Origin of the sequence: Microbacterium sp. JZ37 (assembly GCF_035188445.1) — a bacterium.
GTDB classification, from domain to species: Bacteria; Actinomycetota; Actinomycetes; order Actinomycetales; family Microbacteriaceae; genus Microbacterium; species Microbacterium barkeri.
Map to the genome: position 1 here is coordinate 1,980,374 of NZ_CP045253.1, position 25,309 is coordinate 2,005,682.

General features: G+C 71.9%; 27 protein-coding genes and 2 tRNA genes. 12 read left to right on the forward strand and 17 right to left on the reverse strand.

Going from position 1 to position 25,309, the window contains the following annotated elements; all coding sequences use genetic code 11:
* Nucleotides 1–96 precede the first annotated feature (96 nt).
* The 5 genes from GC092_RS09100 to GC092_RS09120 all read left to right on the forward strand — a co-directional run bounded on the left by GC092_RS09100 (nucleotide 97) and on the right by GC092_RS09120 (nucleotide 4,579).
* Nucleotides 97–169: transfer RNA gene (locus GC092_RS09100), tRNA-Glu, on the forward strand.
* Between the two features lie 67 nt (nucleotides 170–236).
* Entirely contained in the window at nucleotides 237–872 is a 636-nt protein-coding gene (locus tag GC092_RS09105; protein WP_324011487.1) for an MBL fold metallo-hydrolase, read from the forward strand.
* 36 nt (nucleotides 873–908) lie between these two features.
* Nucleotides 909–1,724, forward strand: coding sequence for a shikimate 5-dehydrogenase (locus tag GC092_RS09110; RefSeq protein WP_324011489.1), 816 nt, complete (start codon nucleotides 909–911; stop codon nucleotides 1,722–1,724).
* A gap of 105 nt (nucleotides 1,725–1,829) precedes the next feature.
* Complete coding sequence (gene putP, locus GC092_RS09115) at nucleotides 1,830–3,332, forward strand: sodium/proline symporter PutP (protein WP_282977560.1); 1,503 nt, start codon at nucleotides 1,830–1,832, stop codon at nucleotides 3,330–3,332.
* On the forward strand, nucleotides 3,329–4,579 hold the full coding sequence (locus GC092_RS09120) for a CoA transferase (RefSeq protein WP_324011491.1): 1,251 nt from the start codon (nucleotides 3,329–3,331) through the stop codon (nucleotides 4,577–4,579). Before putP ends, GC092_RS09120 begins: the two co-directional genes overlap by 4 nt.
* Nucleotides 4,580–4,581: 2 nt before the next feature.
* Here GC092_RS09120 and GC092_RS09125 read toward each other — a convergent pair whose 3' ends face one another.
* Nucleotides 4,582–5,019, reverse strand: coding sequence for a hypothetical protein (locus tag GC092_RS09125; RefSeq protein WP_324011493.1), 438 nt, complete (start codon nucleotides 5,017–5,019; stop codon nucleotides 4,582–4,584).
* 90 nt (nucleotides 5,020–5,109) lie between these two features.
* Here GC092_RS09125 and GC092_RS09130 point away from each other — a divergent pair, with 90 nt between their 5' ends.
* Complete coding sequence (locus tag GC092_RS09130; RefSeq protein WP_324011495.1) at nucleotides 5,110–5,805, forward strand: helix-turn-helix transcriptional regulator; 696 nt, start codon at nucleotides 5,110–5,112, stop codon at nucleotides 5,803–5,805.
* Here GC092_RS09130 and GC092_RS09135 read toward each other — a convergent pair.
* The 9 genes from GC092_RS09135 to GC092_RS09175 all read right to left on the reverse strand — a co-directional run bounded on the left by GC092_RS09135 (nucleotide 5,783) and on the right by GC092_RS09175 (nucleotide 16,521).
* Complete coding sequence (locus GC092_RS09135; RefSeq protein WP_324011496.1) at nucleotides 5,783–7,423, reverse strand: ABC transporter ATP-binding protein; 1,641 nt, start codon at nucleotides 7,421–7,423, stop codon at nucleotides 5,783–5,785. The two genes, GC092_RS09130 and GC092_RS09135, sit on opposite strands and share 23 nt — an antisense overlap.
* Nucleotides 7,420–9,096 carry an ABC transporter ATP-binding protein/permease gene (locus tag GC092_RS09140; protein WP_324011497.1) on the reverse strand — a complete coding sequence of 559 codons (1,677 nt, stop codon included), beginning with the start codon at nucleotides 9,094–9,096 and terminating at the stop codon, nucleotides 7,420–7,422. Before GC092_RS09140 ends, GC092_RS09135 begins: the two co-directional genes overlap by 4 nt.
* Nucleotides 9,097–9,100: 4 nt before the next feature.
* The gene (locus GC092_RS09145) at nucleotides 9,101–10,099 is read right to left on the reverse strand and encodes an ABC transporter substrate-binding protein (RefSeq protein ID WP_324011499.1); all 999 of its coding nucleotides are present in this window, start codon (nucleotides 10,097–10,099) and stop codon (nucleotides 9,101–9,103) included.
* On the reverse strand, nucleotides 10,096–10,860 hold the full coding sequence (locus GC092_RS09150; RefSeq protein ID WP_324011500.1) for an ABC transporter ATP-binding protein: 765 nt from the start codon (nucleotides 10,858–10,860) through the stop codon (nucleotides 10,096–10,098). The genes GC092_RS09145 and GC092_RS09150 overlap by 4 nt, the downstream gene beginning before the upstream one ends.
* Before the next feature lie 47 nt (nucleotides 10,861–10,907).
* Nucleotides 10,908–12,026, reverse strand: a complete 1,119-nt coding sequence (locus GC092_RS09155; protein ID WP_324011502.1) for a FecCD family ABC transporter permease — start codon at nucleotides 12,024–12,026, stop codon at nucleotides 10,908–10,910.
* A gap of 70 nt (nucleotides 12,027–12,096) precedes the next feature.
* Nucleotides 12,097–13,005, reverse strand: a complete 909-nt coding sequence (locus GC092_RS09160) for a DUF808 domain-containing protein (RefSeq protein WP_271171665.1) — start codon at nucleotides 13,003–13,005, stop codon at nucleotides 12,097–12,099.
* A gap of 83 nt (nucleotides 13,006–13,088) precedes the next feature.
* Nucleotides 13,089–15,338 (reverse strand): heavy metal translocating P-type ATPase, encoded by a 2,250-nt coding sequence (locus tag GC092_RS09165; protein ID WP_324011505.1) that lies wholly within the window; start codon nucleotides 15,336–15,338, stop codon nucleotides 13,089–13,091.
* Nucleotides 15,338–16,312 carry a DUF8832 domain-containing protein gene (locus GC092_RS09170; protein ID WP_324011506.1) on the reverse strand — a complete coding sequence of 325 codons (975 nt, stop codon included), beginning with the start codon at nucleotides 16,310–16,312 and terminating at the stop codon, nucleotides 15,338–15,340. Before GC092_RS09170 ends, GC092_RS09165 begins: the two co-directional genes overlap by 1 nt.
* The gene (locus GC092_RS09175; protein WP_271171662.1) at nucleotides 16,312–16,521 is read right to left on the reverse strand and encodes a heavy-metal-associated domain-containing protein; all 210 of its coding nucleotides are present in this window, start codon (nucleotides 16,519–16,521) and stop codon (nucleotides 16,312–16,314) included. The genes GC092_RS09170 and GC092_RS09175 overlap by 1 nt, the downstream gene beginning before the upstream one ends.
* Before the next feature lie 153 nt (nucleotides 16,522–16,674).
* Here GC092_RS09175 and GC092_RS09180 point away from each other — a divergent pair, with 153 nt between their 5' ends.
* Nucleotides 16,675–16,866, forward strand: a complete 192-nt coding sequence (locus GC092_RS09180) for a DUF1918 domain-containing protein (protein WP_271171661.1) — start codon at nucleotides 16,675–16,677, stop codon at nucleotides 16,864–16,866.
* 66 nt (nucleotides 16,867–16,932) lie between these two features.
* Nucleotides 16,933–17,247: a hypothetical protein gene (locus tag GC092_RS09185; RefSeq protein WP_324011510.1), complete on the forward strand. Its 315-nt coding sequence runs from the start codon at nucleotides 16,933–16,935 to the stop codon at nucleotides 17,245–17,247.
* 16 nt (nucleotides 17,248–17,263) lie between these two features.
* On the opposite strand, the gene GC092_RS09190 is transcribed toward GC092_RS09185, so the two are convergent.
* Nucleotides 17,264–17,728: an NUDIX domain-containing protein gene (locus GC092_RS09190; protein ID WP_324011512.1), complete on the reverse strand. Its 465-nt coding sequence runs from the start codon at nucleotides 17,726–17,728 to the stop codon at nucleotides 17,264–17,266.
* A gap of 9 nt (nucleotides 17,729–17,737) precedes the next feature.
* A complete protein-coding gene (locus GC092_RS09195) occupies nucleotides 17,738–17,983 on the reverse strand; it encodes a hypothetical protein (protein WP_271171657.1) in 246 nt (81 codons plus the stop codon).
* 22 nt (nucleotides 17,984–18,005) lie between these two features.
* Between GC092_RS09195 and GC092_RS09200 the strand changes: the two genes are divergently transcribed.
* The gene (locus tag GC092_RS09200; protein ID WP_324011513.1) at nucleotides 18,006–18,329 is read left to right on the forward strand and encodes a DUF6176 family protein; all 324 of its coding nucleotides are present in this window, start codon (nucleotides 18,006–18,008) and stop codon (nucleotides 18,327–18,329) included.
* 33 nt (nucleotides 18,330–18,362) lie between these two features.
* Nucleotides 18,363–19,169, forward strand: coding sequence for a hypothetical protein (locus tag GC092_RS09205; protein ID WP_324011515.1), 807 nt, complete (start codon nucleotides 18,363–18,365; stop codon nucleotides 19,167–19,169).
* Nucleotides 19,170–19,265: 96 nt separating this feature from the next.
* Here the strand turns inward: GC092_RS09205 and GC092_RS09210 are convergent.
* Both GC092_RS09210 and GC092_RS09215 read right to left on the reverse strand, forming a co-directional pair.
* Nucleotides 19,266–19,337, reverse strand: a tRNA-Gln gene (locus tag GC092_RS09210).
* An 89-nt stretch (nucleotides 19,338–19,426) separates the two neighbouring features.
* Nucleotides 19,427–20,305, reverse strand: coding sequence for a LysR family transcriptional regulator (locus tag GC092_RS09215; protein WP_324011517.1), 879 nt, complete (start codon nucleotides 20,303–20,305; stop codon nucleotides 19,427–19,429).
* 111 nt (nucleotides 20,306–20,416) lie between these two features.
* Here GC092_RS09215 and GC092_RS09220 point away from each other — a divergent pair, with 111 nt between their 5' ends.
* Nucleotides 20,417–20,953 carry a quercetin 2,3-dioxygenase gene (locus GC092_RS09220; protein WP_282977545.1) on the forward strand — a complete coding sequence of 179 codons (537 nt, stop codon included), beginning with the start codon at nucleotides 20,417–20,419 and terminating at the stop codon, nucleotides 20,951–20,953.
* A complete protein-coding gene (locus GC092_RS09225; RefSeq protein ID WP_324011520.1) occupies nucleotides 20,937–21,719 on the forward strand; it encodes an alpha/beta hydrolase fold domain-containing protein in 783 nt (260 codons plus the stop codon). Before GC092_RS09220 ends, GC092_RS09225 begins: the two co-directional genes overlap by 17 nt.
* A 16-nt stretch (nucleotides 21,720–21,735) precedes the next feature.
* On the opposite strand, the gene gltX is transcribed toward GC092_RS09225, so the two are convergent.
* From gltX to GC092_RS09240, 3 genes are read right to left on the reverse strand one after another with little or no spacing between them, the layout of a single operon-like run.
* A complete protein-coding gene (gene gltX, locus GC092_RS09230) occupies nucleotides 21,736–23,244 on the reverse strand; it encodes a glutamate--tRNA ligase (RefSeq protein ID WP_271171652.1) in 1,509 nt (502 codons plus the stop codon).
* Between the two features lie 42 nt (nucleotides 23,245–23,286).
* Nucleotides 23,287–24,540: an MFS transporter gene (locus GC092_RS09235; protein WP_324011522.1), complete on the reverse strand. Its 1,254-nt coding sequence runs from the start codon at nucleotides 24,538–24,540 to the stop codon at nucleotides 23,287–23,289.
* 1 nt (nucleotide 24,541) lies between these two features.
* A complete protein-coding gene (locus GC092_RS09240; protein ID WP_324011524.1) occupies nucleotides 24,542–25,306 on the reverse strand; it encodes a fumarylacetoacetate hydrolase family protein in 765 nt (254 codons plus the stop codon).
* Nucleotides 25,307–25,309 lie beyond the last annotated feature (3 nt).

A 25,309-nucleotide genomic window follows, 5' to 3' on the forward strand; every position in this document is an offset into this window, starting at 1 on the left:
AGGAGGGGGCCTCGATTTGCCCGCCCCTGTCTCTCCGTGTCATACTCTTCTGGTGCCCGGGAACGGGAAGAACACGAAGAACTGAACACAGACTACGGCCCCATCGTATAGCGGCCTAGTACGCCGCCCTCTCACGGCGGTAACGCGGGTTCGAATCCCGCTGGGGTCACCGTAGAGAAGAAGCCCGGATCCGAGGATCCGGGCTTCTTCGCGTTCCCGGTGGTTGACTGATCCTCATGCGCGTCACGAAGCACGAACATGCCGCCCTCCGCATCGAGAAGGACGGGGCGACGCTCGTCGTCGACCCGGGATCGTTCACCGCCGCCCTGCCGGACATCTCCGATCTGGCGGGCATCGTCATCACCCACGAGCATCCGGATCACTGGACCCCCGAGCACATCGCGGCGCTCCGCGCGCGCCATCCGTCGGCTCCCGTCTTCACGACGCGCGCCGTCGCCGCGCAGCTCGACGGCGACGCGGTCGTCGTCGCATCGGGAGACAGCGCGACCGCCGGCCCCTTCCGCCTCTCGTTCCACGGCGGTGTGCACAACGAGATCCACTCCTCGATCCCGCTCGTCGAGAACATCGGCGTCTTCGTCGACGACCTCCTCTACTACCCGGGGGACTCGTACGCGCTCCCCGGGCGCGAGGTGCCGCTGCTCGCCGCGCCGATCGGCGCGCCCTGGCTCAAGATCGGCGAGGCGATGGACTTCGTCCTGGCGGTCGCGCCGCGCGCCGCGTTCGGCACCCACGACGTGCCGCTGTCCGCGCAGGGCCTCGCGATGCACCGCGGGCGCCTGCGCTGGGCCACCGAGCAGGGCGGCGGCGTGTTCCACGACCTCGACGCGGGCGACGCGATCGACGTCGGCTGATCGGGGGCCGAGGGGCGGCCCGGGCAGAATGGCGTCATGCCCATCCTCAACAAGGACATGTCGGTCTGCATCTCGCTCTCGGGCCGGCCCTCGAACATCGGCACGCGGTTCCACAACTACCTCTACGAGGAGCTGGGCCTGAACTTCGTGTACAAGGCGTTCACGACCGACGACATCGAGGGCGCCATCCGCGGCGTACGGGCCCTCGGCTTCCGCGGCTGCTCGGTGTCGATGCCGTTCAAGGAGGCTGTCATCCCGCTCGTCGACGAGATCGAGCCCTCGGCCGAGGCGATCGCCTCGGTGAACACGATCGTCAACGACGGCGGCCGCCTCATCGCCTCGAACACCGACTACGAGGCCGTCGCCGAGCTGCTCGCGGCGCATGACGTGGACCCCGCGCTGCCGGTGGTCGTGCGGGGTTCGGGTGGGATGGCCAAGGCCGTGGTCGCGGCCTTCCGGGGCGCGGGATTCGACCGCGTGACCGTGGTCGCGCGCAACCCGCAGGCCGGACCGGCCCTCGCCGACGCCTACGGGTACGGGTGGACACCGACCGACCCCGAGCCGGGCGAGGGCGTGATCGTCAACGTGACGCCGCTCGGCATGGACGGCCCCGACGCCGACGAGCTGGCCTTCTCGCCCGCGCACGTGGAGGCCGCCGACGTCGTCTTCGACGTCGTCGCCTTCCCCTCGGAGACGCCGCTCGTGCGGGCGGGACGCGACGCCGGCAAGCGGCTCATCACGGGCGCCGAGGTCATCGCCCTGCAGGCCGCCCGTCAGTTCGCCCGGTACACGGGCATCACGCCGACGCCCGATCAGGTGCGCCGGGCCTCCGAGTTCTCGCGCGCCGGCTGACCACGGCGGAGCGCCTTCCCCGCGACGCGCGGCCGGGGAGTACCGTGCTGTGCACGACAGGCCCGCGCGGGCGGGGCCCCTCGACAGGAAAAGGCGGGAACGACGATGTCCGACCAGGTCTACCTCTACATCGCGCTCGGCATCTACTTCGCGGGCATGCTCGCGATCGGCTTCTTCGCCGCCCGCCGCACGAAGGACCACGAGGACTACATGCTCGCGGGGCGCAACCTGCCGCCCTGGGTCGCCGCTCTCTCGGCGGGCGCGTCGGACATGTCGGGATGGCTCGTGATGGGACTCCCGGGCGCGATCTACGCGACCGGCCTCATCGAGGCCTGGATCGCGATCGGGCTCACGATCGGCGCCTACCTGAACTGGCTCATCGTCGCGCCGCGGCTGCGCGCGTACACCGAGGTCAGCAACAACTCGATCACCGTGCCGAGCTTCTTCGAGAATCGGCTGAAGGACCGGTCGCGGCTGCTCCGGATCGTCTCGGCCCTCATCATCCTCGTCTTCTTCACGCTCTACATCTCATCGGGGATGGTCGCCGGCGGCGTGTTCTTCGAGAGCTCGTTCGACGGCGACTACCTCGTGGGCATGCTCCTCGTCACGGGCGTCACGCTCGCCTACACCCTGTTCGGCGGGTTCCTCGGCGCTTCTCTCACCGACGTCGCCCAGGGCCTGCTCATGATGGTCGCGCTCATCCTCGTGCCGGTCGTCGCCATCGCGAACGTCGGCGGGCTGGGCGCCGTCGGCGAGGCGATCGCCTCGGCGTCGCCCGACGCCCTCTCGTTCACGGGCGGCGAGGCGCTGTCCGGTGCCACGGTGCTCGCGATCGTGTCGGCCCTCGCGTGGGGTCTGGGCTACTTCGGCCAGCCGCACATCATCGTGCGCTTCATGGCGCTGCCGTCGCCGGCGGGGGCGAAGCCCGCCCGGCGCATCGGGATCGGCTGGATGGTGATCTCGATGGGCGGCGCGGTCATCGCGGGCCTCGCGGGCATCGCCTACTTCGACCAGCCCGGCGTCGAGGAGCTCGCGAACCCGGAGACGGTCGTGCTGCGGATGTCGCAGATCCTGCTGCACCCGCTCATCGCCGGCTTCGTGCTCGCCGCCGTCCTCGCGGCCATCATGAGCACGATCTCGAGCCAGCTCATCGTGTGCTCCTCGGCACTCGTCGAGGACCTCTACAAGGTCGTGCGCAAGGCTCCGCCGCGTGACCGCACGCTGGTGATCCTGGGGCGCTCGTGCGTCCTCGCCGTCGCGATCGTCGCGGCACTCCTCGCCATCAGCCCCAACGACACGATCCTCGGGCTCGTGGCGTTCGCCTGGGCCGGGTTCGGTGCGTCCTTCGGGCCGCTCATCCTCCTCAGCCTGTTCTGGAAGCGCCTCACGGCGTGGGGCGCCCTCGCCGGCATGGTCTCCGGCTCCGTCATCGTCTTCACATGGCCGCTGCTCGGCACCGGCGTGTACGAGCTGCTCCCGGGCTTCATCGGCGCCCTCATCATCGCCGTGCTCGTCAGCCTCGCGACGTACCGCGCGAACGCGGACATCGAGCGGGAGTTCACGGACACCGCCGCTCTGACCATCGCGCGGCCCGGGGCGCCCGCGTGAGCATCGGCATCCGCCGCTGGTGGCAGGGCCCGCTCGACGTCGAGGGCCTCGCGATCACGGCGGTCTCCGCGGCCGCGGATGGCGCGCGTGCTGTCGCGCGCACCCGCGGAGTGTCCGTCTCGGTGGACACCTCCTCCGAGCTCATCCGATCGGCGTTCGAGACGGTCGAGCACGCCCGCGTCGACGGCCGGAGCGTGTCGCCGTGGGCTGAGCTCTCGGGCTTCGTCGCCTGCGCCGACGGATTCGCGCGTCTGCATGGCAACTACCCGCACCATGCCGACGCCATCCGCCGCGCGCTGGGGGTCGAGACGCGGCGCGACCTCGACGCGCGCGCTGCCGGCATGCCCGCGCAGGAGCTCGAGGACACGGTCGTCGCGGCGGGCGGCATCGCGGCCCGCGTGCGCACGGCCGATGAGTGGAAGGACCATCCGCACGGACGCGTGACGCATGACGCGGCCTGGAGCGAGGTCGTCCCGGACGGGGAGAGCCGCATCGGGCCATCCGACACCGCCCCGCTCGCGGGCGTGCGGGTCCTCGATCTCACCCGGGTGCTCGCGGGACCGACGTGCACGCAGCTCCTCGCCTGCCTCGGCGCCGACGTGCTGCGGGTGGATCCGCCCGGCCGACCGGAGATCCTCGAGCAGCACCTCCTGACCGGGATGGGCAAGCGCTCGATCGAGCTCGATCTCACGAGCCGCGCCGCCGACGCGCGGGTTCTCGTGGCCGACGCCGACGTCGTCGTGCTGGGCTACCGCCCCGGTTCCCTCGACCGCTTCGGACTGACGCCGACCGCCCTCGCGGCCGATCACCCGGGCCTCATCGTCGCGACCCTCTCGGCGTGGGGCGAGGACGGCCCCTGGGGTGTCCGTGCGGGATTCGACTCGATCGTCCAGGCGGCGACGGGGATCGCAGACCTGTGCGCCGACGCCGACGGACGACCGGGCGCGCTGCCCGTGCAGGCGCTCGACTTCGCGACCGGATACGTGCTGGCCGCGCGCGTGCTCGAGCTCCTCGCCTCGGGGCGCGGCGGTCTCGTGCGGGCGAGCCTCCTCGGCGCGGCGCGGGCGCTCCTCGCGTCCGCGCCGCCGCCCGAGACCGACGACGAGGTGTCGATGGGGACGACGATGGTGAACGTCAGCTCCCCGCACGGCACGCTCTTCCTGCCCCCTCCCCCGGTCCTCCTCGACCGCCGCACGATCGAGCGCGACGTCGGCGGGTACGGCGCGGCCGCACCCGCCTGGCGCTGAAATCAGCGCGCGCCGCGAGCCCTGCGCTCTCCCTCGGCGAGACGCGCGAGCGCGACCGCGCCGACGAGGAGGCCGAAGTCGCGCAGCGCCACGTCGAAGTAGCCGGGCAGGGTGAGCAGATTCACGATGATCCCGAGCAGCCACGCCGCCACGACCCACGCGCCCCAGCGCGGGAGGATCGCGACGAGCACGCCGGCGGCGATCTCGACGACCCCGACGACGCGCATGGCGAACACGTCGTCGCCGGGGAGGATCGCGTCGATCCAGGGCGCGAGGTAGATCGTCCAGTCGACGAGGAGATTCGCGAACTTGTCGAGCCCGAAGAGGATCGGCGCGACGGTGAACACGGTGCGGAGCAGCAGGAACGCCTGGTGCGTCGGAGAGCGGAGATCGCCGACCCCGGTGAGCGTCTCTGCTCGGGAACTGCGGAGTGTCGACATGAGCGTCGTCCTTTCTATCGGAAGTTACTCCGCACGTTAGAACGGGGGTAGTCTTTCGTCAAGAGGGTTCTCCGAAAGAAGGCGGACGAGATGACCGATGCCGATTCCGAGGCCACCCGCCGGATCCGCGGGCTCGCCGATCCGCTCCGCCGCGCCATCTACGCGTTCCTCAGCCGCCAGCGCCACGCGGTCACGCGCGACGAGGCCGCGAGCGCGCTCGACATCCCGCATCACCAGGCGAAGTTCCACCTCGACCGCCTCGAGCAGGACGGCCTCGTGACAGTCGACTACGCCCGCCCGCCCGGGCGCACCGGCCCGGGAGCGGGGCGACCCGCCAAGCGGTACCGCCCTGCCGAGAGCGAGATCGCCGTCTCGGTGCCGCCGCGTGGCTACGACGTCGCGGGTGATCTGCTCGCCCGCGCGATCACGCGCAGCGCGGCCGACGGCATCCCGGTGGCGGAGGCGGTCGCCGACGTCGCGCGAGCCAGGGGCCGCGCGATCGCCGCGGCGCGGGGCGCCGAGCCGCCCGTCTCCGCGTCCGCCGCGCGGGAAGCGGCCGAGGACATCCTGCGAGGCGAGGGATACGAGCCCGAGCGCGAGGGGCCCACCACGGTGCTGCGGAACTGCCCGTTCCATCGACTCGCCCAGGATCACCGCGACCTGGTGTGCGGCATGAACTGCGCGCTCATCGACGGAGTGGGCGACGCGCTCGCGCCGCACTCGCCCGTGGTCGCCCTCGAGCCGGAGGACGGCCGCTGCTGCGTCACCCTCCGCGAGGGGGCCTAGCGGCCGCGCTCAGTGCGACGAGGCGATGCGCTGCCGCGATCGTCGCCGGCCGATGCGAGATGAGAAGAACCGCGCGTTCACTCTGACGGGCCAGGAGCGCCATGATCGCCGCGTCGGCCTCGGCGTCGAGCGAGGCCGTCGCCTCGTCGAGGACGAGGACGCGAGGATCGCGCAGGAGCGCCCGAGCGATCGCGACACGCGCGCGCTGACCGCCGGAGAGACCGGCCCCGTGCTCGCCGACGTCGGTGTCGAGGCCGCGTGGAAGCCCCGACCGCGCGTCGAGGAGTCCCGCCGAACGCGCGGCCGCCGTGATCCGCTCCTCGGGCGCGTGAGGATCGCCGAGGACGATATTCGAGCGAATCGTTCCGCGCAGGAGCGGCGACCCCTGCGGGACCACGGCGATCCGCGCGCGAAGTGCATCGTCCGCGAGAGCACGCAGGTCCACGCCGTCGATCCGCACCGCTCCCCTGTCCGGATCCCACTGCCGCGAGGCAAGCGCCGCCGCCGTCGACTTGCCTGAGCCGGATGCTCCGGTCAACGCGACGATCTCGCCGGGCCGGACGTGAAGGTGGAGGTCCTGCAGGACCGGAGCTCCCGCACGATACGCAAAGCAGACACCGTCGAAGCACAGCCCTCTCGCGTCTCGGAGCCTCGGGGTCGGCGAGAGCTCGTCGGTCACCGCAGGCGGTTCCGCGAGCAGGGAGTCGATGCGCGCCGCTGCGGCGGTCAAGGTCCCCGCCCCGCGCAGGAGGTCAGCGATCTGCGCGGCCGGTGCGACGCCCGCCGCGGCGAGCGTGACCGCGAGTGGGATGTCCGCGCGTGGGATTCCCGTGTCCGCGACCACGACCAGCACCGCAGAGACAACGGCGATGGCGATGGCGAGGTCCGCGATCGCGCGCTCCGCCCCGACGCGAGACGCCTCGCGAACCTGCGTACGGGTGTGCCGGAGCGTCCGCTCCGCGAGACGATCGAGCTGACGCTCGAGTGCCGCGGCCCCTGCGAGTTCGCGAAGGCCTCGGAGCGTGTCGACGAGCTCGGCGCGCAGTGCACCCGCATCTGCGGCCAGAGCGGCACCATCCCGCCCAGCCCGCCGACGGGTCGCCATCGGCACGACGACGCCGATGAGGAGCGGCGGCGTCCAGGCCAGCAGGAGCAGAGGGCTCACCGTGATCGAGACGGCAACGGCCGTCGAGAGCACGAGGACGGCCCCGAGCGCCTGTGCGATCGTGTGCGCGAAGAGCCACTCGAGCGTCTCGATGTCCGCGACCACCGCGGTCGCGAGGTCGCCCGTGCGACGCGGACGGATGCGCGACGGCAGGGCGCGACGGAGCACCCCGAAGACGCGGGAGCGGAGCTCTCCGATCACCCGATACGCGAGATCGTGAGACACCCAGGATTCGCGCCAGGCCGCGGCCGCCGCCAGCACCGCCAGCAGCACGGCGATCACGGGGGCAGACGACGGCAGCGGCGAACCGACCGCCGCGAGCCCGGCCATGCGTGCGAGAAGGATCGCGATCCCGAGCACTGCCGCCTGACAGACGACGCTCCACAGGATCGCCTCGACGAATCGCCCTCGCCGAACAGCCACCACCGGGAGAAGGCGCAGCAGCGGCCTCATCGAAGCACTGCTCCGCGCGAGGTCGGCACGGGACCGCGGCCGCGGGCGGCGACGCGCCCGTCCTCGATGGCGACCCAGTGGTCTGCACGTGCTCCCGTGCTCGCCCGGTGGGTGATGACGACCACCGTGCGCCAACCCGCTGCCGCGGTCGCCACGGCGTCGACGATCCGCCGCTCCGACTCCGCGTCGAGCGCCGAGGTCGCCTCGTCGAGGATGAGCACGGGCGCCGGCGACAGGAGCGCACGCGCGATCGCCAGCCGCTGCCGCTGGCCGCCCGACAGCTGTCCGCCGTTCTCGGAGAGGACGGTGTCGTAGCCCTCCGGCAGTCCGGCGATCACGTCGTGCACATCGGCGACCCGCGCGGCCTGCTCCACCTCGGCGTCGGCGGCCGACGGCCGGCAGAGCCGCAGATTGTCCCGTACCGACCATGCGAAGAGCACGGGGTCCTGCGGCACGACGGCGACGCTCGCGCTGAGTGCGACGCGGTCGAAGTCCCGGATATCGACGCCGCCGATCCTGATGATGCCGGCATCGGGGTCGATGTCGCGCTCCACGAGCCGAGCGAGCGTGCTCTTGCCCGCGCCGGACGGGCCGATCACGGCCAGCGTCTCCGCCGCTTCGACGCGGAGACGGACATCGCGGACGCCGCGACCGGTAGCCGGATAGGTGAAGGACACGCCTTCGAACTCGAGGAGCCCGGTCGGCGCCGGCCGGGGCCGTCCCCCCATGCGGGGCGCTGTCGAGGAGGACCGCTGCAGCTCATCGAGGCCGTCGACCGCGCTCAGGCCCAGATACCCGGCGTGCCAGCACGCCCCGAGATCCTGGACAGGACGGAAGCACTCCCGCGCCAGCAGCAGGACCGCGACCGCGGCTGCGCCATCGCCGTCTCCGCCGGACACCGCCAGGGTCGCGAAGATCACGGCTGCCGCCGCTCCGAGGTGCATCGCGAGCGCGCTGACGGCCGTCTCGACCAGCGACAGTCGCAGCTGACCCATCGTGTCGCGCCTCAGCGCATCGCCCTCCGCCGAGAGCCGGTCCGCCGCGCGCGCCGTCGCGCCGAAGATCCTCAGGAGCGGGATGTGCTCGAGGCTCTCGACGAAGTCCGACGAAAGACGGGTGAACCGCTCCCAGCGCTCCCGTCCCGTGCGCAGCAGGCGGGCGTCCCATGCGCGCGGCGCGATAACCGCAACCGCCGCGGCGATGCCGAGAGCGACGCCCGCGGTCGGATCACGTCCGACGGTCAGCGCCACGACCGTCGCCGGTACCACGAGCACGACGATCAGCTGAGGGAGGTAGCGCGTGAAGTAGGCCTCGAGTCCATCGACGCCGTCGATCGCGATCGCGGCGATCCGACCAGAGTCCCGGTCCGTCGCGGAGATCCCGACGGCGCGAGTGAGAAGACGCGCACGCAGTCTGACCCGGACCGAGGCGCCGAGCCGAGCTGCCGTCGTGTCCCTCACCCAGACCACGAGCGCGCGAGCCGCAGCGACCGCCCCGAGCACAGCGACCGAGCCCACCACGCCTGGCCCGCCCGACACGATCGCGGCCACGGCCGCGGCGATCGCCATCGCGAAGGCGATATGGAGCCCGGAGAGGAGAAGGCCGAGCGCGGCCACGCCCGCGATCGCACCCGAGACCGCGCCGGCGAGCTCGAGAAGCCGCCGATGGATCATCGGCTCAGAAGGCTTCGGGGTAGAGCTGCTCGGCGATCTCGCGCACGAGCGCGACGTTCCCGAGGGTGCCGGGGAAGACGTCGGCGCTCGACACCGCGATCAGGCGCCCCTCGGCGACCGCGGGCATGTCGGGGAAGGTCTCCGACAGGTATTCGCGTGTCGCAGCCTCGTGCTCATCGTCGAAGACGGAGAACACCAGGGCGTCGGGTGCCTCCGCGGCGAGCGCCTCCGGGGTGATGGCGGCGGCGAAGAAGTCGGAGAACGCCGACTGCTCGGGCGTGAAGACGCTCTGCGCGCCCGCGCGCTGGAGGATGTCGTACTCGACGCCGGCACCGATGCCCTGAAGGGTCGTGCCGTCGACGAACACCTGGGCGACCCTCAGGCGGTCGACGTCGGCGACGGCCGCCGCGACCTCCTCGAGGTCGCGCTCGCTGCCTCGGATGAGTGCCGCGGCTTGCTCCTCGACGCCGAAGATCTTCCCGAGGTTCTCGAGATCGATCAGCAGGTCGGCGACCTCGCCGGTCATCCGCCGCTCAGGGCAGCCTCCCGCCGCGACATACACGTCGGCCCCCGCCTGCTCGAGTTGCTCGATGCTCGCGAAGCCCTGTTCGGCGGTGAACTCGTAGGTCGTCGGCGCGTAGACGAAGTCCGGCTGCACGGAGAGCAGGTCCTCCCGGCTCGGGGGCATCACGTCCCCGATCGCGGGAACGTCCGCGGCGAGATCCGCGATGTCCGCCGGAAGCGCCTGGGCTGCTGCCTGGGCCTGGCCGACGAGGCGATCGGCCAGACCGAGTCGAAGGAGCAGCTCGGTCTGGGCGGGGTGCATGCCCACCACCGCCTCCGGAGCCTGCTCGACGACCAGCTCCCGGCCGCAGTTCTCGATCCTCACCTCCCCGACGGCATCCTCGGGGGCCGCGTCGACCGCGACGGATGTCCCGCACCCGGCGAGGACGACGGTGCTGGCGACGAGAAGGGCATAAGCGGGGCGGAGTCTGACGGTCATGCGATGAGCGTGCTCTCTGGATCGGCGGGAAGGGAGGATGAGGCGTCCGCACGGGCGAGACGCCGGAAGGCGAAGACGGGAGCGGACGGCTCGCCGAGGACACGTGCCTCGACGCCGAAGACGGAGCGGATGACCGCCGGCTCGAGCACGTCGACCGGCGTTCCCGACGCGACAACCCGGCCCTGATCGAGCAGGACGACGCGGTCGCAGTACTGCGCCGCGAGGTTGAGGTCGTGCAGCGCGGCGAGAACCGTCTGACCGAGATCGCGCGCGGTGCTCATGAGCTCGTGCTGGTGGGCGATATCGAGATGATTGCTCGGCTCGTCGAGAACGAGGACCGGGCTCTGCTGCGCGAGCGCGCGGGCGAGCATGACGCGCTGCCGCTGGCCGCCTGAGAGCGTGGCGACCATCCGATCGCGCAGACGCTCGGTCTCGGTCCTGCGCATCGCATCCTCTGCGATTTGCAGATCCGCGGCGCTGTCCCGTCCGAATGACGCGCGGTGTGGAGCACGACCGAGCAGGACGGTCTCCTCCACCGTGAGATCGAAGTCCGTCGCCGGGTCCTGCAGCATGACGGCCACCGCCCTCGCGGCCTCGCGACCGCGCAGAGCCCGCACATCGCGATCTCCGATGCGCACGCTTCCGCTCACGGGTCGCACGGCCCGGTAGAGCGTCCGCAGCAGCGACGACTTGCCGCTGCCGTTGGGGCCGAGGAGCCCCACGACCTCTCCCTCCTCGGCAGCGAACGATGCGGCGTGCACGACCTCCCGTCCCCCCAGGGCGACGGTGACGCGTTCGAAGACCACTCTCACCGCGCGAAGCCCGCTCGATCGGCGCCACCGCGGCGCATGAGCCAGAGGAAGAAGGGCGCCCCGACGAATGCGGTGAGGATCCCGAGCGGGATCTCGGTCGGCGCAGCGACGGTGCGTGCGAGCAGATCGGCGCCCATGAGGAACACGGCGCCCCCGAGGACCGTCACCGGAAGCACCCTGCGGTGATCCGCGCCCACAGCGATCCGCACCAGATGGGGGACGACGAGGCCCACGAACCCGATGCCTCCGGCGACCGACACGACGACGCCCGTCAGCAGGGAGGCGATGAGGAGGAGGAGACCGCGGAGCCGCGCGACGTCCACGCCGAGCGCGGTCGCCGACTCGTCGCCGGTCATGAGCGCGTTGAGCGAGCGAGCGAGGAAGAACGACGCGAACACCGCGACGAGAAGCGCCAGCGCGGGGGCGGTGAGGCTGGACATCGTCGCCGCGGACACACTGCCGAGGAGGAAGAAGAGCACGCTGACGACGTTCTGTGCGTCTGTGGAGATGGTGAGGTAGCTCGTCACCGCGCTGAGCAGGGTGCCGAGCGCCACTCCGGCGAGGATCATGCGGGTAGGTGACAGCATGCCGTCTCTCCGGGCGAGCGCCCACACGCACACGCATGCGCCGAGCGCGCCGACGAAGGCCGCAGCGTTCATGGACACTCCCCCCAGCGCCGCCGAGCCCGTGACGATCACGAGCACCGCGCCCACGCTGGCTCCGGAGGACACGCCCAGGATGTACGGCTCCGCCAGCGGATTCCGCACGGTCACCTGCATGAGCGCCCCCGCGAGCGCGAGGCCGCCGCCGGCGAGCGCCGAGAGGAGCGCGCGCGGCAGTCGGAACTGCCACACCGCCTGGTCCTGCAACGGGGCGAGCGTGCCATCCGTCATCCACGGCATACCGGGCAGCACGTGGCCGAGGACGATCTTCGCGGCTTCTGCGACAGTCACCGGAACGGACCCGACGGAACCGGAGACGATGACCAGGGCGACGGCGGCAGCGCCGAGCGCGAGACAGAGGAGCGTCGTGCGGCGCGCGAGCCGTGCGCGCGCGCTAGCGTCATGCGGCGCGTACGCCGGAGTGCGCCTGCGGTCGGCGCCGAGCGTCATCATGGACGCTAACGTTAGTGATAATCATTCTCACTGCAAAATCGGCCCGAGCGCAGACCTCGGGCGGCCGCGCTCAGTGCGAGGAGGTGGAGTGCGCCTCGTCGAAGGTCGGACGGCGGCCGAACAGGCGCGCGATGAGGAGCACGACCCCCACGATGACGAGCCCCTCGATGAAGCCGAACACCGCGGAGATCGCCGTGTCGACCACCCAGACCACCACGCCGCCGAGCGGCTCGAGCGCGTGCTCGACCGCATGGAGCGCATCCGCGAACACGTGCAGGCCGACCTCGCCGAGGTTCACGATCACGAGGTGACCGCCGACCCACAGCATCGCGACGGTGCCGATCACGCTGATGACGCGGAACACGGCGGGCATGGACGTCACGATGCGGGCGCCCGTGAGCCGCACGCTGCCGACCGGGCTCTCGGCCATCCGCATCCCGATGTCGTCGATCTTCACGAGCAGCGCGACCGCCCCGTAGACGAGCAGCGTCATGAGCAGCGCGATCACGGCGAGCACCGCGAGGGTCTGCCAGAACCCCATTCCCGCATCGAGGCTCGCGAGCGAGATGAGCATGATCTCGGTCGAGAGGATGAGGTCGGTGCGGATCGCGCCCCACACGAGGCGCTTCTCATCGCGCGCGCCCTCGTCTGCATGGCCGTGCCCGAATCCGAACCACTCGAGCACCTTCTCGGCGCCCTCGAAGCAGAGGTACGAACCGCCCAGGATGAGCAGGAACGGGAGCACCCACGGCGCGAAGGTCGTGAGCAGCATCGCCACGGGGATGATGATGAGGAACTTGTTCGCGAGCGAGCCGAGCGCGATGCGGCCCACGACCGGCAGCTCGCGCGCGGGCGTGATGCCCTGCACGTACTGCGGAGTCACGGCGGCATCGTCGATGACCACGCCGGCGGCCTTCGACGAGGCCTTCACAGCGGCGGTCAGGATGTCGTCCACGACGGCGAGCAGGCCGACAGACATGTGTTCTCCCACGGGTCCGAGCACGAGACGGGCAACGCAACGCTACCCGACGGGGATGGCCCTCCCCGCCGGGCAGCGCCGCGTCACCGCTGCGCGACGCCGCGGAAGCCGCGTAGGCGCAGGCTGTTGCCGACGACGAACACGCTCGAGAAGGCCATCGCGGCGCCCGCGAGCATGGGGTTCAGCATGCCGAGCGCGGCGATCGGGATGGCCGCGACGTTGTACGCGAACGCCCAGAACAGGTTGGATTTGATCGTCGAGAGCGTGCGCCGGGAGAGGCGGATGGCGTCGACCGCGGCTCGCAGGTCGCCCCGGACGAGCGTGATGTCGGACGCCTCGATGGCCACGTCGGTTCCCGTGCCCATCGCGAGCCCGAGATCGGCCTGAGCGAGTGCGGGGGCGTCGTTCACGCCGTCGCCCACCATCGCGACGACGCGGCCCTCGCGCTGCAGTCGCGCGACGACCTCGACCTTGTCCTGCGGCAGGACCTCGGCGTGGACGACCTCGATGCCGACCTCGGCGGCGATCCGCTCGGCCACCGCGCGGTTGTCGCCGGTCAGAAGGACGGGGGTGAGACCCAGCTCCTTCAGCTCGGCGACCGCCTGGGCGCTGGTCGGCTTGACGGTGTCGGCGACGACGAGGAGTCCTCGTGCGCGTCCGTCCCATCCGACCGCGACGACGGTGCGGCCATCCGCCTCCTCGCGCCGCTGCGCGTCCGCGACGTCGGCGGAGAGGTGCAGAGCCCAGTCGGACAGGAGAGACGCCCGGCCGACCACGACGGCCGCGCCGTCGACGACCCCCTGGACGCCCCTTCCCTCGAGGTTCTGGAACCCCTCCACGAAGGGCAGCGCGCCGACCTCCGCCGTCGCCGCGCGTGCGATCGCCTGGGCGATCGGGTGCTCCGATGCGCTCTCGAGCGCGCCTGCGAGCCGCAGGACGTCGGCCCGCTCGACGCCCGGCTCGGTCACGACGTCGACGAGCGTCATCCGCCCGCTGGTCACCGTGCCCGTCTTGTCGAGCACGACCGTGTCGACCCGGCGCGTCGACTCGAGCACCTCGGGCCCCTTGATGAGGATGCCCATCTGCGCGCCGCGGCCGGTTCCGACGAGAAGCGCCGTCGGCGTGGCGAGTCCCAGCGCGCACGGGCACGCGATCACGAGGACCGCCACGGCTGCCGTGAAGGCCGCCGACGCCGGGAAGCCCGCGCCGAGCCACGCGCCGAGCGCGACCACCGCGATCGCGATGACGATCGGCACGAAGACCCCCGAGATGCGGTCCGCGAGCCGCTGGACCTCGGCCTTCCCGCTCTGGGCGTCCTCGACCATCCGCGCCATCTGGGCGAGCTGCGTGTCGGCCCCGACGCGCGTCGCGCGCACGACGAGCCGCCCGCCCTCGTTGACCGTCGCACCCGTCACCGCGTCGCCCTCGCCGACCTCGACCGGCACGGACTCGCCCGTGAGCATCGAGGCGTCGACCGCCGAGGTGCCGGAGACCACGACGCCGTCGGTCGCGATCTTCTCCCCCGGGCGGACGACGAACTCGTCGCCGACGGCGAGCTGCGACGCGGGGATCCGGGTCTCGACGCCGTCGCGCAGCACCGAGACGTCCTTGGCGCCGAGCTCGAGGAGCGCCCGCAGGGCGGCGCCGGCCTGGCGCTTCGAGCGCTTCTCGAAGTAGCGGCCCGCGAGGATGAACATCGTCACGCCCGCACCGACCTCGAGGTAGATGTTCGCCGCGCCGTCCGAGGGCGCGATGGAGAGCTCGAAGGCATGCGTCATGCCCGGCTCGCCCGCTGTGCCCAGGAAGAGCGCGTAGAGCGACCACAGGAATGCCGCCGAGGTGCCCATCGAGATGAGCGTGTCCATGGTCGCCGCCCCGTGCCGCAGGTTGAGCCACGCGACGCGGTGGAACGGCCACGCCGCCCACACGATGACGGGTGCGGCGAGCGCGAGCGACGCCCACTGCCAGTACGGGAACTGCAGCGCGGGGATCATCGACATCGCGATGACGGGGAGCGTGAGCACGACCGACCCGATCAGCCGCTGCCGCAGCGAGCGCAGCTCCGGATCATCCGGCTCGCCGTCATCCGACGGCTCGTCGACGGGCGGCTTCGGAAGGGCGGCCGTGTACCCGGTCTTCTCCACCTCGGCGACGAGCAGCGCCGGGTCGTACCCCTCGGGCACGGTGACGCGCGCCTTCTCGGTCGCGTAGTTCACGGTCGCCGACACGCCCTCGAGCTTGTTGAGCTTCCGCTCGATCCGGTTCGCGCACGACGCGCAGGTCATGCCTCCGATCTCGAGCTCGATGTCGGCGCCCCCGACGGACGTGCTCATCAGTGGCCTCCCGAATGCGCATGCCCGTGCCCGGGTGCGGCCGCGCCGGCGTCGAGCACGAACTCCGCGGTGTGGACCTGCCCGCCGACCTGGAAGTCCAGGTAGAGCAGGTAGCGTCCGGCGGTCGGCGCCTCCGCTGCGAACGCGATCTCCGGACCGCCGCGGTCGTCCGCGCCGGGCTCCGCCCCCTCGGGATGCACATGGAGATACGCGAGGTCGCCCTGACGCAGCGCGACGAGGTGCCCGAATGCCCCGAGATACGGCTCGAGCGCGGTGACCGGCTCGCCGTCGCGGGTGATCGAGAGCGTGAGCTCCTGTGCGGCACCCGGAGCGAGGTCGCCCGCGAGCTCGACGGTGTACCCGCCCACCTCGTCCACGCGCGACGGCTCGGCGCTGACGGGGGTGTAGTCGCCCGCGACCTCGACCGAGCGCGCGAGGGTGAGCCCCTGCGCGCCGTCGCCTGCCGGTGTGAAGTCGGCGTACACGCGGTACGTGCCGGCGGCGTCCCACGACCAGGGGATGCTCCAGGTTCCGGTGTGCGCGTCGAGCTCGGGATGGACGTGGCGGAAGTGCGCGCCATCGGAGCGCACCACGATGAGGTGCAGCTCCTTCTCGTGCTCGAGCGCGTACGACGTGAGCGGCTCGCCCGCGCTGTCGAGGATCTGGAAGCTCAGCTCCCCCTGCTCCCCCGCCCCGCTCGGAGCGGCGACCGCGGTGAGCGTGTAGCCGTCGGCGCTGAGCGAGACGCCCTGCGGGGCGTGCGCGCCGTGCGCGCTCTCGCTCTGCGCACCATCCGATGCCGTGCCATCCGTCGACGCGGTCGTGTGACCGCCTCCGTGACCATCCACCTTGTCCTCCTCGTTCCATGCGGTGACGACCGCGTCGGGGGCGACGGCCGCCGCGACCCCGAAGGCCGCGCCGAACGCCGCCACCAGTCCGGCGCCGTACAGAGCGAGCCGCGCCCCCGCGTTCATCAGACGCGCTCCGCCGAGTAGCCGGCCTCCTCGACGGCCGCGAGGATCTTCGCGTCGTCGATCTCGGCCGTGCCGCTCACGACGAGGCGGCCCGTCTGCGCGCTCACGTCGATGCCCTCGACGCCCGGCACCTCGCCGACCTCCTCGCGCACCGACATCTCGCAGTGCCCGCAGGTCATGCCCGTCACGCGGTATTCGATCTCCGTCATCTTCGGTCCTCTCGTCAGGTTCGGAAGGGTGTCACCTGCGCCAACCGTATACCCCCCGGGGGTATTCCCGCAACGTGCCCCCTCTTGCCGACATGGCCTCGGCGGAGCACGCTGGAAGACACATCGGCCTCGGCGGAACCGGAGGTGAGGACGATGCAGGTGAAGCCCGGCGATCGCCTCGTCGTGGAGGGCCACACAGACAGCGAGCCGCGCCGCGAGGCGGAGGTCCTGGAGGTGCGCGGACCGGACGGCGGCCCGCCGTTCCTCGTGCGCTGGAAGGACGGCCACGAGGGCCTCGTCTTCCCGGGAGCCGACGCGCACATCGTCGCGCGCGACGGAGCCTGACGCACCATCACGCGCGACCCGGGTTCAATGCGGGCTGTTATGCCCGGGCAGCCACAGAATGGAGGCATGAAACCGGAGGGGTGGGCGCTGATCGTCGTCGGCACGCTCGCCGCCGGGCTCATCTCGATCGCGTTCCTCGGCGCGCTGGGTCGGCTCGCCCCGGGACAGGCCGGCGCGATGACGCTCAGCCTGCTCGCCCTGGCCCTTTCGGGGTTCATCGCCCTGCTCTTCTCGCCGGAGGCACGCGAGCGGCGTGCCCGCAGGCGAGGAGCGCCGGGTGCGTCCGCACGGGTCAGCGCACTGCCCGTCGCGACGGCGGAGATCGTGCCGGAACCGCGCACGGGACCCGTGCCGCAGCTCGACGACCGGCTCGGCGCCTGACCGGGCGGAGACCGCCTCAGGAGGAAGAGGAGCCGCCGGGCGCGTCCGCGATGACGCGGTCGATCCAGTCGCGACGCGGGAGCGATGGGATCGCGTCCCGCGGGAACCACCCCAGCTCGAGGAGCTCCTCGAGGTCGGGGGTCGCCGCGGAGAGCAGCTCGCAGTCGAACGCGGTCGTCACATAGCCGACCTGGTCGCCGTTCGGATAGGTGACCATCATGGGCTCGCCGCCGTAGACGCCGACGATGCCGCGGACGCGGACTCGCGCACCTGTCTCCTCGAGGACCTCGCGCAGCAGGGCCGCGGCCGGCTCCTCCCCCGGCTCGACACCGCCGCCGATCAGGCTCCAGAGCCCAGAGTGACGATGCCGCGCCAGCAGGAAGCGGTCATCGTCGCGGATCACCGCTGTGACGCCGGGAAGCAGCAGGAGATCGGTCCCGATGCGGGAGCGGATCGAGGCGACGTAGTCCGACATCGGCATGCACGGAGTCTAGGCACGACCGGCGACGAAGTCCGGGAAGTCGGCGGGTCCGATGCCGTCTTCCGCGAAGAACGCACGCACGAAGCGGGCGGCCTCCTCCTCGATCCGATCCAGCGGCAACCCGGACACCGTGAAGCCGTAGGTGCCGTCGGCGGGCCCAGTGAGCCACCTGAAATCAACGCAGCGCTGTCCGCCCGGCTGCTCTCGCGTGTCGACCTGGAACGTCTCTCCCTCGACCTCGATCACGGTGCTCATCGCTCCACCGTACGATGCCTAGATGATCTCCCTCGTCATCCGCCAGATCGAGCCCGGTCAGCGGGAGCGTCTCGCGGACTGGCTCCGAGAGGTCGACGGCCCCCGTCGTGCAGAGGCGCTGGCGACACTCGCCGCCGAAGGCATCACCCATGAGAAGGCCGTGATCCTGGACACGTCGGACGGGCCCCTTCTCGTCTACGCGATGGAAAGCGAGGACGCCGACCGCGCCAAGGCGGTCGCCGAGCGGTCGGAGCACGCCATCGATGCGGAGCATCGCGAGGTCATGCGGTCTGCGGTCGGCGGGAGACCGCCCTTCGAAGTCGTCCTCGACCTGCGTCTGCCGTAGCCCGCCGAACTCCGCGCATGGACACTCGGTTGCGTGACACGTCCGAGCCCGCCGGCTGAGCGCCTCGATATCGTGAAGGGCATGGAGGAGCCGACGGAACCAGACACGCCGGAGACGGAGCCGTGGTCGCCGCGGCGTCGCCGGCTCACGGGAACCCTCCTCGTCCTGATCCTCGTCGGGCTCGTCGCCTTCGCTCCGGGGCCGATTCTGCGGATCATCCACACGAATAACGCCCACCAGCTCGTCGACAGCCTTCCCGCCGAGCGCGACACGCTGCTCGCGAAGCGGGAAGAGTTCCGTGCCCCGCTCGAACAGCTCGGCGCTCCCGTGCGCTCCTGGACCGAGGTGGCCTGCTCGCTCGCACCGCAATACAGCGACGGCGACGGCGAACAGGACATCGTGATGTTCTATGCGCAGCAATGCTCGCTGCGGAGCATCGAGCTCTACCCTGTGCCGGATGAGCTCACAGACGGCGCATCCGTCGCCGCATGGCTCGGAGGCCACACCGCGGGCGACCCGACGTGCAGCGAGCTCATCTTCGACGTCCTCACCCCTGACGCCGGTGCCGTGGGCCCCGACGCGTACACCCCGGACTTGTGGTGGATTGACCCAGACGGCGCACCGCCCGAGGATGAGCCGGATCGCTGCATGCTCGCCGCTCCTGGCGGCCCGCGCACGGCGCACACGACCGTCGACGTCGACGAGCCGCTGACCGCAAGCTCCTATCTCGTCTACACGGTCTGGGCGCCTGTGACCGCGACCGACGTCGGATGCGACTATGCGATGTCGTCCTGGCTCGGCGGATGCGTAGGAGAGCCGCACGGTTTCCCCGTGGTCTGACCGGGGCGCGAGGGAGTGAGTTCCTGCGCGGCCTGCAGCTCAGATCGACAGCGCCGCATACGAGAAAACCCCCGCCGGAGCGGGGGTTCTTCAGAGCTGGGGTACCTGGACTCGAACCAAGAACAACTGAACCAGAATCAGCCGTGTTGCCAATTACACCATACCCCAAGAGGTTTCCGGCCTGGGCCGTACCGAGGGTCTACTCTACCCGAACCGGCGAGGGCCTCCAAACCGGGGCGTTCCCCATGGCGTGTCGCTCACGCGACGCGGCGTGCGACCTCGAGGAACGCGTCGACCGAGGCCGAGACGCAGGTGGCCCGCCGGCTCGCGAGGATGGGCACCGGATCGATGTCGACGATCGGCACGCACACGATCCCCGGGCGCCGATAGTGCGTCGCGACGGAGGCCGCCGCGATGTTCACGCCGATCCCCGCGGCGCACAGCTCCAGCAGGCCCTCGACGTCGTCGGCGACAGCGGTGACGCGCGGGCGCACGCCGCTCGGCCGCGGGTCGACCAGCCACCACGAGCGCACCGGCCCCTCTGCGGCTCCGACCACGACGAACGGGAGGTCGTCGGTCTCCGCGATGCGCACGCTGTCGCGTGCCGCGAGCGGATGGTCGTCGCGCAGCACGAGCACGCGCGGCTCGGTCGCGATCTGCTCGGACGATACCCCGTCCTCCCTCGCGCCGGACGGTGGGGCGATCACGACGTCGACGACGCCGTCGCGCAGCGCCTGCGCCCCCGCGAAGAAGCCCAGCCGCACGAGCTCGACGTCGAGGTCGGCGTCCGCTGCCACGAGCTCGGCGAGCGCACGGCTCACGATCGGACCTGCGCCAGCCGCGACGACCCCGACGCGCAGCGTGCCGCCCCCTGCCGACTCCGACGCCCACGCCTCCACCGCCCGATGCGCGCGATCCGCGTCCACCGCGAGCGGGAGGAACGCCCGCCCGCGCTCGGTCAGCGCCACGGACCGCGGCGTCCGGTCGAACAGCCGCGCGCCGACCACGGACTCGAGGCGCGCGATCTGCTGGCTGAGCGTGGGGCCCGAGATGTGGAGGGCCGCCGCGGCACGGCCGAAGTGCAGGTGCTCGGCGACCGTCACGAAGTAGCGCAGCTGCGTCGCCGACACGTTCATGGGTCGATGTTAGCCCGCGGCTAATGCGCGTGCGCCTCTTCCACGTGGACGCGCGGCCGCGCTCCGCGCGAGGCTGAACCCGTTCCTTCCCCCTCGACAAGGAGGTCGTCCGTGTCCGACACCGCCCCCGCCATCCCGAGCGCCCTGCCCGGCGCGCCCGCCCCGTACTTCCTCGACGAGGTGCAGGGCGACAAGCTCGTCATGTTCGACCAGCTCTTCACGCTCCTCACGACGGGAACGCAGAACGAGGGGCAGTTCGACGCGTTCGTGACGGAGGGACGGCCCGGTCGTCCGGTGCCCGCCCACTACCACGCGCTCACGCACGAGACCTTCTTCGTGCTCGAGGGCGCCATCCGCCTCTGGATGGATGACCGCAACGGCTTCCGCGAGACCCGCATCCTCGAGGCGGGCGGCTTCGGGTTCGTTCCGAAGGGCACGGTCCACTCGTATCGCATCGAGCGCACAGGCAGGATCTTCGGCGTCACGAGCGCGCCCTTCACCGACTTCTTCCGCGCGGTCGGCGCCCCCACCGACATCCCCGGGATCCCCGAGCCCGACCGCTTCCACATCCCCCCGTTCGAGCGGATGGCGGCCGCGGGCGCCGAGCACGACGTCAACTTCGTCGAGGGCTATGAGCTCTTCGACTGAGCGGACGCTGCGCGACGTCGTCTACGCGACGCGCCCCGGATTCCGGCCGCTCTCCCTCGACCTGCATCGACCGGAGGCCGACGGCGCCCCGCTGATCGTGTTCGTGCACGGCGGCGGCTGGCGCGTCGGCAGCCGCCGGGTCATGTGCCCGACGTTCGCCCCCGAGCACGGGTTCCCTCGGCTCGTCGCCGACGGGTTCGCCGTCGCCTCGATCGACTACCGTCTGAGCGGCGAGGCGGTGTTCCCCGCGCCGCTCGCCGACGTCGCGGCAGCGCTCGCATGGCTCCGCGAGCACCAGGGCGCGCTCGCGGTCGACGCGACGCGCATCGTCCTGTGGGGCGAGTCGGCGGGCGCGCACCTCGCGGCGCTCGCGGGGCTCTCGGATGGCGCGGTGCGCGGGGTCGTGGACTGGTACGGCCCGAGCGACCTCGTCTCGTTCCCCGCACCTGCGGCGTCGGATGAGCGCCCCACGCGCGAGGAGGCGCTGCTGGGCGGCGTCGTGGCCGACCTCCCCGAGCGCGCGCGTGCCGCGAGCCCCGCGCGTCAGGTCGCGGCCGGCGCGCCGCCGTTCCACATCGCGCACGGGCTCGCCGACACGGCGGTGCCCGCCGCGCAGAGCGAGGCGCTGCACGCCGCGCTCGTGGCCGCGGGCGCCGACGCGACGCTGCAGCTCGTGCCGGGGGCGGGCCACCTGTGGCAGGGGCTCGACGACCCCGACGTCGTCCTGTCCCCCGCGCTCGCCTTCGCGCGCCGCGTCACCCGGTGACGCGGCGCGCGTCCGCTCAGCCGAGCTTCTGGACGAGGGCGCTCAGGCGCCGGATCGACTCGGCCTTGCCGAGCAGCTCCATCGACTCGAACAGCGGCGGCGAGACCCGGCGCCCGGTGATCGCGACGCGCGGCGGGCCGTACGCCACGCGCGGCTTGAGTCCGAGATTCTCGACGAGCGCGCCGCTCAGCGCGTCCTGGATGCCCTGCGCCGTGAACTCCGCCTCCGGCACGACCTCGAGGGCCCCGACGCACGCCGTGAGCACGACGCCCGCGTTCTCGGGAAGCCCCGCGAGCGCATCGTCGTCGTACGCGACCTCGTCCGAGAAGAGGAAGCCGAGGAGGCCGGGGGCGTCGCCCAGAAGCGGAAGGCGCTCCTGGATGAGCGGTGCGGCCTTCGCGAGCAGCGCGCGCTGGTCGTCGGTCGGGGTCGCGTCGACGAGGCCCGCCTGCGCGAGATACGGCACGATCCGCTCGGCGAAGTCGTCGGGAGCGAGCATCCGGATGTGGTCGCCGTTGATCGACTCGGCCTTCTTCTGGTCGAAGCGCGCGGGGTTCGGGTTGACGTCCTCGATGTCGAACGCGGCGACGAACTCCTCGAGCGAGAACACGTCGCGGTCGGGGCCGATGGACCAGCCGAGCAGCGCGAGGTAGTTGAGCAGCCCCTCGGGGATCATGCCCTTCTCGCGCTGCAGGAACAGGTCGGCGCGCGGGTCGCGCTTCGAGAGCTTCTTCGTGCCGTCGCCCAGGACGAGCGGCATGTGCCCGAAGCGCGGGATGAAGGTCGTGACGCCCGCGTCGATGAGCGCGCGGTAGAGCGAGAGCTGACGGGCCGTCGACGGCATGAGGTCCTCGCCGCGCAGCACGTGGGTGATCCCCATCAGCGCGTCGTCGACGGGGTTCACGAACGTGTACAGCGGGACGCCGTTCGGGCGCACGATGACGAAGTCGGGGAACGATCCGGCCGGGAAGGTCACCTCGCCGCGGATGAGGTCGACGTACGTGAGGTCCTCGTCGGGAACGCGCAGGCGCAGCGCGGGCTGGCGGCCCTCGGCGCGGAAGGCGGCCTTCTGCTCCTCGGTGAGGTCGCGGTCGTGGTTGTCGTAGCCGAGCTGCTTGGCGCGGCCGGCAGCCTCGTTGCGGGCGTCGATCTCCTCGGCGGTCGAGAAGCTCTCGTAAACGAGCCCCGCGGCGATGAGCTTGTCGAGCACCTCGCGGTAGATGTCATGCCGCTGCGACTGCCGGTACGGCGCGTGCGGCCCGCCGGTCTCGACGCCCTCGTCCCAGTCGATGCGCAGCCAGCGCAGCGCGTCGAGGAGCTGCTGGTAGCTCTCCTCGCTGTCGCGGGCCGCGTCGGTGTCCTCGATGCGGAAGACGAGCTTGCCGCCGTGGTGGCGGGCGTAGGCCCAGTTGAACAGGGCCGTGCGGACGAGGCCGACGTGAGGGAGGCCGGTGGGCGACGGGCAGAAGCGCACGCGCACGTCGGCGCCGGTGGCGGTCGTGGTGCGGGGATCGGGAGCAGACATCCCGTCCAGTCTAGTTCGCGGCGCCCGGTGGCCCGTGAGCGCTCAGCGCCGCGCGAGGGGCGACAGCACGGTCGTGAGCGCGACGAGCACGAGGGCGACGAGCGCGAGCGCCCCGTAGCCCCACTGCCCGAGGACGACGCCCGCGAGAACGGCGCCGACGGCCGCGGACGAGGTCATCAGCGTGTCGCCGATCCCCTGCCGCCGCGGGCGGAGGTCGACCGGCGTGCTCTCGGTGAGGAGCGCCGCGCCCGCCACCGTGGCCGCGCTCCAGCCGAGCCCGAGCAGGAACAGCGCGACGATCACGATGCCCTGCACGTCGGACCCGAAGGTCGCCAGCAGCAGCGCGCACGCGAGGACCCCCTGGCCCAGGAGGACGACGGCGACGCGGCCCCAGCGGTCGGCCAGCCAGCCGAACACGGGCGACAGCCCGTACATGCCGAGGACGTGGAGCGCGATCGTCGTGCCGACGAGGAGGGTCACGGCCTCGTTCGCGCCCACGGCCCCGCCGTGCCCGGCATGCGCGAGGTGCTGGAGGTGCACCGGCGTCATCGCCATGACCGACGCCATCACGACATGCGACGCGGCCACGGCGAACATCGCATAGCGCGCCGCGAGGGGGCGGTCCGCGTCGACCGGCGGCGCCGCGCCTCCCGCGGCGCGGCGCGAGATCCGCTGGGCGAGCAGAAGCGGATCGGGGCGCAGCGCGACGAGGTAGAGGATGAGCGCGGCCGCCTGCGCGACGATGGAGAAGAGGTACGCGCCGGTGAGCGGCGGCATGCCGACCAGCCGGCCGAGCGCCTCTCCCGGCGTCAGCAGCAGCGGCCCGAGCACGCCGCCGACCGTCGTCGCCCAGACGACCGTGCCGAGGTCGCGTCCGCGGCGCTCGCCCGCGGCGAGGTCGGTCGCCGCGAACCGGGACTGCAGATTGCCCGCGTTGCCCGCGCCGATGAGCACGACCCCCGCGAGGAGGAGCGGGAAGACGCGCAGGGCCGCCGCCGTCACGACGATCGCGATGCCGACGAGGGCGAAGAGGTTGCCCAGGGTCAGCGCCGTGCGGCGGCCGCGCGCGGCGGCGAGTCGAGCGAGCGGGATGGCGCACAGGGCGGCCCCGAGGGTGACGGACGCGGTCGCGAACCCCGACAGGGACTCCTGACCGGAGATGTCGGCGGCGAGGAGAGCCCCGAGCGAGACGGTGGCGCCGAAGGCGACGCCGCCGAGGACCTGGCCGAGCGCCAGCACGCGGACGACGCGGCCCTGGATCCGCGCGACCTCCTCGGGAGCCGTGACGGCGGTCATGTCACGCGTCGCGCACGGTGTTGCGCAGAAGCCCGATGCCCGGGATCTCGACCTCGACCGTGTCGCCGGCCCGGAAGGGGCCGACTCCCGCCGGCGTGCCGGTGAGGATGACGTCGCCAGGGAGGAGCGTGAACGCCGCCGACACGTGCGCGATGATCGTCGGCACGTCGAAGATCATGTCCGACAGCGGGGCCTCCTGCACGACCTCGCCGTTGAGGCGGGTCGTGAGGGAGCCCTGCGCGAGGTCGAACTCGGTCTCGATCGCGGGCCCGATCGGGCAGAACGTGTCGAAGCCCTTGGCGCGCGCCCACTGCCCGTCGCTGCGCTGCAGGTCCCGTGCCGTCACGTCGTTCGCGATGGTGTATCCGAACACGACATCGAGGGCGTCCTCCGCTCGCACGTTCTTCGCGATGCGCCCGATCACGATCGCGAGCTCGCCCTCGTACTGCGTGTCGGAGCTCTGCGGCGGCCGGACGATCGCGTCGCCGGGCCCGATCACCGAGGTGTTCGGCTTGAGGAACAGCAGCGGCTCGGCGGGGACGTCGTTGCCGAGCTCGGCGGCGTGATCGCGGTAGTTGCGCCCGACCGCGACGACCTTCGAGCGCGGGATGACCGGCGCGAGCAGCGCGACGTCCGTGACCGGAACGCGCGCTCCCGTGGTCTCGAACCCCGCGAACAGCGGGTCTCCCGCGAGCACGACGAGCTCCGACCCGTCGACGATCCCGTAGGTGATGGCGTCGTTGTGGCTGAACCGCGCGATCTTCACCCT

Coding starts and splice junctions, on each gene's coding strand:
- GC092_RS09105 (WP_324011487.1), top strand. CDS start 237: ATGCGCGTCACGAAGCACGAACATGCCGCCCTCCGCATCGAGAAGGAC.
- GC092_RS09110 (WP_324011489.1), top strand. CDS start 909: ATGCCCATCCTCAACAAGGACATGTCGGTCTGCATCTCGCTCTCGGGC.
- putP (WP_282977560.1), top strand. CDS start 1,830: ATGTCCGACCAGGTCTACCTCTACATCGCGCTCGGCATCTACTTCGCG.
- GC092_RS09125 (WP_324011493.1), bottom strand. CDS start 5,019: ATGTCGACACTCCGCAGTTCCCGAGCAGAGACGCTCACCGGGGTCGGC.
- GC092_RS09130 (WP_324011495.1), top strand. CDS start 5,110: ATGACCGATGCCGATTCCGAGGCCACCCGCCGGATCCGCGGGCTCGCC.
- GC092_RS09135 (WP_324011496.1), bottom strand. CDS start 7,423: ATGAGGCCGCTGCTGCGCCTTCTCCCGGTGGTGGCTGTTCGGCGAGGG.
- GC092_RS09140 (WP_324011497.1), bottom strand. CDS start 9,096: ATGATCCATCGGCGGCTTCTCGAGCTCGCCGGCGCGGTCTCGGGTGCG.
- GC092_RS09145 (WP_324011499.1), bottom strand. CDS start 10,099: ATGACCGTCAGACTCCGCCCCGCTTATGCCCTTCTCGTCGCCAGCACC.
- GC092_RS09155 (WP_324011502.1), bottom strand. CDS start 12,026: ATGATGACGCTCGGCGCCGACCGCAGGCGCACTCCGGCGTACGCGCCG.
- GC092_RS09160 (WP_271171665.1), bottom strand. CDS start 13,005: ATGTCTGTCGGCCTGCTCGCCGTCGTGGACGACATCCTGACCGCCGCT.
- GC092_RS09165 (WP_324011505.1), bottom strand. CDS start 15,338: ATGAGCACGTCCGTCGGGGGCGCCGACATCGAGCTCGAGATCGGAGGC.
- GC092_RS09170 (WP_324011506.1), bottom strand. CDS start 16,312: ATGAACGCGGGGGCGCGGCTCGCTCTGTACGGCGCCGGACTGGTGGCG.
- GC092_RS09175 (WP_271171662.1), bottom strand. CDS start 16,521: ATGACGGAGATCGAATACCGCGTGACGGGCATGACCTGCGGGCACTGC.
- GC092_RS09180 (WP_271171661.1), top strand. CDS start 16,675: ATGCAGGTGAAGCCCGGCGATCGCCTCGTCGTGGAGGGCCACACAGAC.
- GC092_RS09185 (WP_324011510.1), top strand. CDS start 16,933: ATGAAACCGGAGGGGTGGGCGCTGATCGTCGTCGGCACGCTCGCCGCC.
- GC092_RS09190 (WP_324011512.1), bottom strand. CDS start 17,728: ATGCCGATGTCGGACTACGTCGCCTCGATCCGCTCCCGCATCGGGACC.
- GC092_RS09195 (WP_271171657.1), bottom strand. CDS start 17,983: ATGAGCACCGTGATCGAGGTCGAGGGAGAGACGTTCCAGGTCGACACG.
- GC092_RS09200 (WP_324011513.1), top strand. CDS start 18,006: ATGATCTCCCTCGTCATCCGCCAGATCGAGCCCGGTCAGCGGGAGCGT.
- GC092_RS09215 (WP_324011517.1), bottom strand. CDS start 20,305: ATGAACGTGTCGGCGACGCAGCTGCGCTACTTCGTGACGGTCGCCGAG.
- GC092_RS09225 (WP_324011520.1), top strand. CDS start 20,937: ATGAGCTCTTCGACTGAGCGGACGCTGCGCGACGTCGTCTACGCGACG.
- gltX (WP_271171652.1), bottom strand. CDS start 23,244: ATGTCTGCTCCCGATCCCCGCACCACGACCGCCACCGGCGCCGACGTG.
- GC092_RS09235 (WP_324011522.1), bottom strand. CDS start 24,540: ATGACCGCCGTCACGGCTCCCGAGGAGGTCGCGCGGATCCAGGGCCGC.